The organism is Pseudoalteromonas sp. Z1A6, assembly GCF_011378745.1.
Classification (GTDB): domain Bacteria; phylum Pseudomonadota; class Gammaproteobacteria; order Enterobacterales; family Alteromonadaceae; genus Pseudoalteromonas; species Pseudoalteromonas arctica.
Window position 1 is genome coordinate 1 of sequence record NZ_WTKW01000203.1, and the last position, 7,754, is coordinate 7,754.

Below are 7,754 nucleotides of genomic sequence, written 5' to 3' on the forward strand. Positions count from 1 at the left end.
TAAAGTGTAGATGTGATACGGTTTATAAAAATAAAAATACGTAAAGACTATGAATTATCAAATCGGACCTTGGCAATTTATTAGTAATCGCTGTGTGATTACTTCAAACCATTTAGAAAGGGAATTAGATCCACTTTTAGTAAAGTTATTACTCCACTTTATAGATAAGCCTCAACAAATCGTTTCCCGCCAAGAGCTTATTGAGAGTGTGTGGCAACAGAGCTTTGTTGATGATAATGCGATTAACCGTGCAATCTCAGAGTTAAGAAAGCAGCTTGCCCACCCAATTGAAAAAGCGCCGCTTTTAAAAACGCATTACCGTAAAGGATATAGCCTAACAGTAATACCTGAGCGTTTAACGCAAGCAAACGTTTCGAAAGAGCCTGCAAATATTTTTCCTGACTCACCGGGTATTTCTGCCAAAAATGAAGAAATAGCTAGTGCAACTATTTCGAAACCAGTTCAAAAAAAGAATAGTAAAAAGTTTTTGATTTATTCTTTACTCGTCATTATTTTCCTGTGTTTTTTAGTATGGTTTGGGTTGTTTTTTATTAATGCACCTTCTAGTGAAAAGATTAAACAGATCACGGTTAATAAGGTAGCAAGCACGTGGAATATAGGCAGTGAGGTTCACCCTGAGATGTCCTCAGATAAACAATATTTAGCTTATACAAATGTTGAACCTGAAAATGACGTAATGCATGCATTTGTAAAGCGACTATCTGATCAAAGGGAAGTTGAAATTACCTATCCTGGCTTTCAAGTATCCATTTTATCGTGGCAGTTAAATCAGCGCTCTGTGTTGTTACAAGCTACCAACTTAAAGCAGCAAAAGTGTGAAATGGTACTCGTTGATTTAAGCCAGTTTCCTGTTATAGGAGAGGCTACTTTAATTAAGAAGTGCGACCTTAGATACACAGGTTATGCGCAAGTAGACGAAAGTAGTGAGCATATTTATTACACCGAATATAAAAATGAGCATGAGGGTTCAGGTTTATATAAATATGATTTAGAACTTAAGAAAGAATTCATAGTGATTCCACCACCAGGCGTCATGTATGGCGTAATCATGCCTCGTTTATCTCATTCTGGTAGTAAAATAGCATATGTACTTAGTCAAAAGGGTAAGCCTTTTTCTGTATTTAGCTACAATTTTGAGACCCATGAAACCAAGCGGTTATTTAAAGCAAAGAAAAGCATAATTAGCTTCGCGTTTGACTGGCTTGCAGACGATAAAGGCGTGATTGTTTTTGAAGACTCTGAGCTTTCAACCATTGTGTTTGATGAAAATAATATCATTAAACGCACACTAACGGTTACCCCAGCAATTTCACCTTATTATATTGCAGTTCAATCTGCTAATAGCCTTTTTTACTCAGCAAATAAAACACAAGCATTTTCGTTAATTAAAGCGACTAATCTTTTTAGCGATGTTCCTGAGTATGAAGCACTCTACAAAAGTGATGAAGACGACTACAACATTGTAGAAGTCATTAATGAGAAAGGGCCAGCGCATATTTTTGTATCCGAGCGCTCTGGCAGCAGTCAGTTGTGGTTATCTCAAAATGGACTTACAAAGCAACTTAGTCACTTTACTTATGAAGGGAAATCTAACTTTACTATTGGCGGACTAAGAGTATCGAGTAAGCAAGATCGTGTTTTATTAAGAATTAATAATGATATTGCATTTTTTGACGCTATGTCGAACAAGCTCTATACCATAGCTGAGTTTAAAGGGCGGAAAATACTAAACTATGTATGGTCTAAAAATAATGAAAGTATAATTTATTTAGAGCGAAGTGGTTCAGAAAATCTATTTGCTCAGTTTAATTTATTAACGCGAGACACAACTATATTAGAGGGTGTTAAAGCTAACAAATTAATTTCAGACGTTGACGGCACTAATTATGCGATTACAAATAATCAGTTAATTAAACTATCAGATAAACAGAATTGGGAATTGCCTAAAGACGCGCGACAAGCGCAACTTTTTGCCATTAATGGTAATTACCTTTACTACTCCGATGCTATTTCAAGAGTTGCTCGGCTTAATTTAGAAGATAAAACAGTACAAGATGTACACGTGGATTTTAAACCCATCGCATTTTTTATTAGTAATAACAATCAGATTTTATTTACAGAATCAAAATATAAAGACATGCAAATAATACAGATAAGTTGGAATGACTAGGGCGTGTCTATCTTTTTAGATTAAGTTTGTAGCAGTGTGTTGTTTTTCTTTAATAACATTTTCGATTGTTATACCAATTCGCTTAATTAAGTGATCTATTTTGAGGATGGAAAAACGTGTTGATAGCTAGGCAAAAAATTCGCTATTTAGTTGCTCTCGGCAATTGCTCCTGCATTGCTCTACCTTCTGCATCCATGCAGTCGTAAATGAGAATTTTTTAACACAGGTAGCGACACGTTTAGCCCCGCAAAATGGTTAAGTATTATTGCGGATTTGTATTATGTTGATAAATGAAAAATTAGAGCAAAAAAATAGCGAGAAGTGAGTCTTCTCGCTATTTTTAATCAAATGTAATCTCGACAGTTAAATAACCTTAATGCCGATTGATTTGTAACAACTAAACCTCTATTTATTTAATAGAGGTTTTAAGTAATGCCCAGTATGTGAACGCTCACATTCGGCTACTTCTTCTGGTGTACCGGCAATGAGTATTTCACCACCGCCAGCTCCGCCTTCAGGTCCTAAATCGATAACCCAATCTGCTGTTTTAATAACATCGAGGTTGTGCTCAATAACAACAATTGTATTGCCGTGATCGCGCAGACGATGAAGTACAACAAGCAGCTGTTCAATGTCAGCAAAGTGTAAGCCTGTTGTTGGCTCATCTAATATGTAGAGCGTTTTACCTGTATCGCGCTTTGATAGCTCGCGCGCTAGTTTTACACGTTGCGCCTCACCACCAGAGAGAGTAGTAGCGGCTTGACCTAAACGCACGTACGACAAACCAACGTCCATCAGCGTTTTAAGCTTACGCGCAATAGCCGGTATTTTATCAAAGTAATCATGAGCGTCCTCAACAGTCATCTCAAGCACTTGGTGTATGTTTTTACCTTTGTATTGTACTTCGAGGGTTTCGCGGTTATAGCGTTTACTCTTACATACATCACACGGTACATACACATCAGGTAAAAAGTGCATTTCAACTTTAATTAAGCCGTCACCTTGGCAAGCTTCACAGCGTCCGCCTTTAACGTTAAAGCTAAAGCGACCTACTTTGTAGCCACGTGAGCGCGCTTCTTGTGTACCTGCAAATAACTCACGAATGCCGGTAAATATTCCTGTGTACGTTGCCGGGTTTGAGCGCGGAGTACGACCAATTGGGCTTTGATCAATATCGATCACTTTATCAAAATGATCTAAACCACTAATTGATTTATATGGTGCCGCTTCGGCAGTTGTTGCGCCATTTAGCTCTGTATGAGCAAGTTTAAACAAAGTGTCGTTTATTAACGTTGATTTACCCGAGCCCGATACACCTGTGACACAGGTCATTAAACCAAATGGGATTTTTAAATCCACATTTTTAAGATTATTACCTGTTGCGCCAAATAGCTCTAGCCATTTGTCGTTCGTTGGGTGACGTTCTTTTGGTATTTCTATTCTACGTACGCCTGATAAAAACTGGCCCGTAACAGACTCTTTGCTTGCTAAAATATCGTCGCGTGTTCCTTGAGCAATAATATGCCCACCATGAACACCCGCGCCTGGGCCAATATCAATAATATGGTCAGCGGCACGAATAGCATCTTCATCGTGCTCTACCACAATAACGGTGTTACCTAAGTCGCGTAAATGTACCAATGTTTGTAATAAACGGTCGTTATCGCGTTGATGCAGCCCAATAGATGGCTCATCTAGGACGTACATTACACCTACAAGGCCTGCACCAATTTGGCTCGCTAAGCGAATACGCTGAGCTTCACCACCTGATAGTGTGTCGGCGCTGCGCTCAAGTGATAAGTAATTTAGGCCAACGTTAATTAAAAACGATAAACGGTCGCGAATTTCTTTTAGTATTTTTTCAGCTATTTGGCCTTTTTGTCCGGTTAGCGTTAACCCTTCAAAAAACTCCATAGCTTCACCAATACTCATGCACGTGATTGCAGGTAAGTTGGTTTTTCCAATAAATACATTTCGAGATTCTTCGCGTAAACGCGAGCCATTACAGCTAGGACATGCTTGGCTTGTTTGGTATTTAGCAAGCTCTTCGCGTACTGAGTTTGACTCAGTTTCGCGGTAGCGGCGATTCATGTTGTTTAACACGCCTTCAAACTCATGATTGCGCGTAATTAAATCGCCACGGTCGTTACGGTAATTAAACGCAATTTTAGTGCTACCAGAGCCATCTAAAATAATTTTTTTCGAGTCGTTGTCTAAATCTTGATAAGGCACATCTAAATCAAAACTATAGTGCTCTGCAACGGCTTGAAGCATTTGATAGTAATAAAAGCTGCGTTTATCCCAGCCTTTAATTGCACCGCCGGCAAGACTTAACTCAGGATTATGCACCACACGGTTAGGATCAAAATATTGGCGTATGCCTAATCCATCACACGTTTGACACGCACCCGCAGGGTTATTAAAAGAAAACAAACGAGGCTCAAGTTCGGTCATTGCATAGCCACAAGTGGGGCAGGCAAAATTTGCTGAAAATAGAATCTCTTCAGCGCTGCTATCGTCCATATATGCTACATGTGCAACGCCGTTCGACATTTCAAGAGCGGTTTCGAACGATTCTGCTAAGCGTTGCTGTAAGCCATCTTTTACTTTAAATCTGTCTACAACAACTTCTATTGTATGTTTTTTATGGAGCTCAAGTGTTGGTGGATCAGACAAGTCACATACTTCACCGTCTATACGGGCGCGAATATAACCTTGGCTTGATAGCTGCTCTAATAACTTAACATGCTCACCTTTACGCTCTTTTACTATAGGCGCAAGCAGCATTAATTTACTGCCTTCAGGCAGTGCCAAAACAGTATCTACCATTTGACTAACGGTTTGCGCAGCAAGTGGTAAATCATGTGTAGGGCATCGTGGTTCGCCAACGCGGGCAAACATAAGTCGTAAATAATCGTAAATTTCGGTAATAGTACCCACAGTTGATCGTGGATTATGAGACGTTGATTTTTGCTCAATAGAAATTGCAGGAGAGAGGCCTTCGATGTGATCTACATCAGGCTTTTCCATAAGCGATAAAAATTGTCTTGCATACGCAGAAAGTGATTCAACATACCGGCGTTGTCCTTCTGCATAAAGTGTATCAAATGCAAGTGATGACTTCCCCGAACCAGATAGACCAGTAATAACTATTAATTTATCACGTGGGATGGTTAGGCTGATGTCTTTTAAATTATGCGTACGGGCGCCTCGGACTTCAATGTTTTCCATGCTATCTCGTTTATTACCAAAATTATTTACTCAGTATCGCATAATACGAAGCAATATTAATCCTTGATCAATGAAAAATCCTTACTTATAGGCGATTAATTATTGCCAAGCTTATGGTAGAATCCCAACCTCAATTTTTCATAGAGTAAGATCACGCAGATAATGACCGCATCTTCACTTAATTCACGAGAAAAACGCGCCGCAGTATCGCTGGCGAGTGTGTTTGCATTTAGAATGCTCGGCTTGTTTATGCTGATGCCTGTATTGGCTATTTATGGACAATCGCTTGAAGGTTTTTCGCCTATTTGGATTGGTTTTGCCATTGGAGCGTATGGTTTAACGCAAGCAGTACTGCAAATACCTATGGGCCGATTATCAGATAAAATTGGTCGTAAAAAAGTTATTGTGGGTGGTTTAGTTGTATTTGCTATTGGCTCTGTAGTGGCTGCATTAGCTGACTCTATTCAAATGGTTACTGTAGGGCGTGCCTTACAAGGTATGGGCGCAATAGCCAGCGCATTGTTAGCGTTTGCTTCAGATTTAAGTCGTGATGAACAGCGACCAAAAGTAATGGCCGTTATTGGTATGAGCATAGGAATGAGCTTTGCTTTTGCTATGTTACTTGGGCCAATTGTTGCAGCCTCATGGGGTATTGCAGGCGTATTTTGGTTAACGGCTGTTTTAGCTGTTGTAGGCATATTTATTGTTACGTTATTGGTTCCTAAAGCCGTTAATAAAGCGCCTAAAGGCGATACATTAGCAAGCTTTAGCGACATTAAAAAACTAATTAAGCATCCGCAGTTAGCACGATTAAATGCCGGTGTATTGTTACTTCATTTAACGCTAACCACTATTTTTGTTGTACTGCCGAGCCAGCTAATTAAAGATGGCTTAGTTGCCGACCATCACTGGTATTTATATATTCCAGTGCTATTTTTAGCATTTTTATTAATGGTACCAATAATGATAGTGGCCATTAAAAAAGAGAAAGAAAAACAAGCCTTTATTGGCTCTGTAGCCCTGTTAACTATTAGTATGTTAGCGATGTCGGTATGGGTTAATAGCGTAGTTGGTATTGCTGTGTGTATGCTGCTTTATTTTGTGGCATTTAACTTTTTAGAAGCCACAATGCCAGCACTTGTATCGCGTATAGCACCAGCAAGTCAAAAAGGTTCAGCAATGGGCGGCTACTCATCTAGCCAGTTTTTAGGCGCCTTTTTAGGCGGTATGTTAGGTGGCTATGTAGCACAAACAACAACGACACAAGCTGTGTTTGCGGCAGCAGCACTTGTTGGGTTAATATGGCTTATTATTGCGTGGAAAATGCAAGTCCCACCCAAAAGTAAAGTTATTAGTTTAATGACCAAATTAGATTCTGAAGAGCATGCTCAAACACTTGCTTCTCAGTTAGTTGCTTTACCAGGCGTAATAGAAGCAACTGTGGTTCGCGATGAAAGTCGCAGCTATTTAAAGATTAATGATAAAGAATTTGACCTAGACCAAGCACGTAAAGTAGCTGGTTTAATCTAACATTTATAGGAGATGGTTCCATGGCACGCGGTGTGAACAAAGTAATTTTGGTTGGTAATTTAGGGCAAGATCCTGAAGTTCGTTATATGCCTAACGGCAATGGTGTAGCAAATATTACCTTAGCAACTTCGGATAGCTATAAAGATAAAAACACTGGCCAAATGGTTGATAAAACTGAGTGGCATCGTGTTGTGTTCTTTGGCAAATTAGCTGAAATTGTTGGTGAATATTGTCGTAAAGGTTCACAAATTTATGTTGAAGGTAAACTTCAAACACGTAAGTGGACCGATCAACAAGGCCAAGAAAAATACACTACAGAAATAGTTGTAGATGGCTTTACTGGTCAAATGCAAATGTTAGGCGCACGTGGTGGCGATCAGCAAAGTGGTGGTTACCAAGGTAATCAGCCGCAAGGTGGACAACAAGGTGGTGGTTACCAAGGTAATCAGCCGCAAGGTGGTCAACAAAGCGGTGGTTACGGTCAAAATAACCAAGGCCAAGCTGCACAGCAAAGTGGCTATAATCCGCAGCAACAAGCCGCACCAGCAGCACAACCAAAACCGGCTCCAGCACCACAGCAGCAAAGTAATCAATATCAGCCGCAAGGTGGTTATGCACCACAGCAAAAAAGTGCACCACAACAGCAAGGTGGTTTCGCTCCTAAACCACAAAGTGCTCCGCAAGGTGGCGCATCAAACCCAATGGAACCAACCATTGATTTTGACGACGATATCCCGTTCTAGTTTTCTAACTTTTACAGTGTAAAGATTTATTATAGAAAAGCCCCGTTCATACGGGGCTT

General features: G+C 39.8%; 4 protein-coding genes. 3 read left to right on the top strand and 1 reads right to left on the bottom strand.

The features are described 5' to 3' along the window. The first annotated feature begins 49 nt into the window (after nucleotides 1–49). The gene (locus GQR46_RS13055; protein WP_165741169.1) at nucleotides 50–2,191 is read left to right on the top strand and encodes a winged helix family transcriptional regulator; all 2,142 of its coding nucleotides are present in this window, start codon (nucleotides 50–52) and stop codon (nucleotides 2,189–2,191) included. A 405-nt stretch (nucleotides 2,192–2,596) separates the two neighbouring features. Here GQR46_RS13055 and uvrA read toward each other — a convergent pair whose 3' ends face one another. Then, nucleotides 2,597–5,422 carry an excinuclease ABC subunit UvrA gene (uvrA, locus tag GQR46_RS13060; RefSeq protein WP_165741170.1) on the bottom strand — a complete coding sequence of 942 codons (2,826 nt, stop codon included), beginning with the start codon at nucleotides 5,420–5,422 and terminating at the stop codon, nucleotides 2,597–2,599. A gap of 162 nt (nucleotides 5,423–5,584) precedes the next feature. Between uvrA and GQR46_RS13065 the strand changes: the two genes are divergently transcribed. Both GQR46_RS13065 and ssb read left to right on the top strand, forming a co-directional pair. Then, on the top strand, nucleotides 5,585–6,952 hold the full coding sequence (locus GQR46_RS13065) for an MFS transporter (protein WP_165741171.1): 1,368 nt from the start codon (nucleotides 5,585–5,587) through the stop codon (nucleotides 6,950–6,952). A 20-nt stretch (nucleotides 6,953–6,972) separates the two neighbouring features. Then, complete coding sequence (gene ssb, locus GQR46_RS13070) at nucleotides 6,973–7,695, top strand: single-stranded DNA-binding protein (protein ID WP_007586300.1); 723 nt, start codon at nucleotides 6,973–6,975, stop codon at nucleotides 7,693–7,695. Nucleotides 7,696–7,754 lie beyond the last annotated feature (59 nt).

Coding starts and splice junctions, on each gene's coding strand:
- GQR46_RS13055 (WP_165741169.1), top strand. CDS start 50: ATGAATTATCAAATCGGACCTTGGCAATTTATTAGTAATCGCTGTGTG.
- uvrA (WP_165741170.1), bottom strand. CDS start 5,422: ATGGAAAACATTGAAGTCCGAGGCGCCCGTACGCATAATTTAAAAGAC.
- GQR46_RS13065 (WP_165741171.1), top strand. CDS start 5,585: ATGACCGCATCTTCACTTAATTCACGAGAAAAACGCGCCGCAGTATCG.
- ssb (WP_007586300.1), top strand. CDS start 6,973: ATGGCACGCGGTGTGAACAAAGTAATTTTGGTTGGTAATTTAGGGCAA.